This window comes from Phaeobacter sp. SYSU ZJ3003, assembly GCF_041300735.1.
In the GTDB taxonomy this organism is placed as follows: domain Bacteria; phylum Pseudomonadota; class Alphaproteobacteria; order Rhodobacterales; family Rhodobacteraceae; genus Phycobacter; species Phycobacter gallaeciensis_A.
In genome coordinates, this window is record NZ_PXNU01000134.1 from 1 (window position 1) to 1,393 (window position 1,393).

1 protein-coding gene is annotated in these 1,393 nt (G+C 63.7%); it reads left to right on the plus strand.

The window, feature by feature from the left end; all coding sequences use genetic code 11:
- Nucleotides 1-100: 100 nt before the first annotated feature.
- Complete coding sequence (locus C6W91_RS21055; protein WP_274841187.1) at nt 101-1,327, plus strand: IS256 family transposase; 1,227 nt, start codon at nt 101-103, stop codon at nt 1,325-1,327.
- The last annotated feature ends 66 nt before the right edge of the window (nt 1,328-1,393 follow it).

Sequence of the window (1,393 nt, forward strand, 5' to 3'; positions counted from 1 at the left end):
GGTCGTGTCTCGGAGTTGGTGGAAATTTGAAGGCGGCGTAATCTCCGGGTGAACATCCACCCACCCAACCGGCGGCGGCAACCGCCAGGGAGATCACGCCATGACCAAGAATACCTATACTTCCAGTTTTCCGCTACTGGCCCATGAGGCCGGGTTCGATCCGATCGAGGAGCGGCTCCGGATGAACGTCCGCGCGACCATCGAGGCCGTTTTTGAGGAGGAACTCGCCAGCTTTCTTGGTCGCCTGCGCTACGACCGTGGCGACGGAGCTGCGAAAGGCTATCGCCACGGGCACCGCGAGCGGCAGCTCACCGGCACCTTCGGGACGGAAACGGTCCGGGTGCCGCGGGCCCGGATCGAGGATGACGCTGGCAAAGTGACGGAATGGCGCTCGAAAGCGCTGCCCCGTTACCAGCGGTTGACCAAGAAGGCCGAAGCCTTGATCGCCGCAGTCTATCTCTCCGGCACCAATACCCGGCGCGTCAAGCGGGCGCTGTTCGGGCTGTTCGAGGGCGCCGTCAGCAAGGACGTGGTCAGCCGCGCCTGGCGCAAGGTGAAAGTCGACTGGGACGCGTGGTGCGCCCGCAGCCTCGCCGATGAGGACATCATTCGCATCATTCTCGATGGCACCGTGATCAAGACCCGCATCGACAAGAAGGCCACGAACATCTCGGTGCTGGCCGCCATCGGCGTGCGGCGCGACGGTCAGAAGGTGCTGCTTTCCATAAGAAACATGGGCGGCGAGAGCACCGCTGCATGGCGACAGTTCCTCGATGATCTTGATGCCCGAGGCCTGAAACGGCCCGAATTTGTGATTGTCGATGGCGCTCCGGGGCTGGAGGCCGCGCTCGTGGGGTTGTGGGGCGAGGATCTGCCGATCCAACGCTGCACGGTTCACAAACACCGCAACCTTCTGGCCCATGCCCCGAAGCACATGCATGACGAGCTGACCGAAGACTACCGGGACATGGTCTATGCCGACACCGCGGCCGAGATCGATAAGCGGCGCAGGGCGTTCCTGCGCAAGTGGCGCCTGAAGTGCCGGGCTGTCGCCGATAGCCTGGAGGAAGCGGGGGACCGGCTCTTCACATTCACCCGCCTCGATCCAACGCAATGGAAGTCCGCCAGGACCACCAACGCCATTGAGCGCCTCAACGAGGAGTTCCGCCGCCGCATCAAGACCCAGACCGTGTTGCCCTGCGCCGAGACCGTGCCGATGCTGCTATGGGCGCTGCTCGCCTCCGGTCAGATCCAGATGCGAAAGGTCGACGGCTGGGAAACCCTCTCTCAGCCCCTCGAACCCATGCCCCTTGACCTCGCAGCCTAAAACACCGACCCTTCACATGCCCGGAGCGCGCCGCCAGGGAATTTCCACAGCATTCGCGACACGACC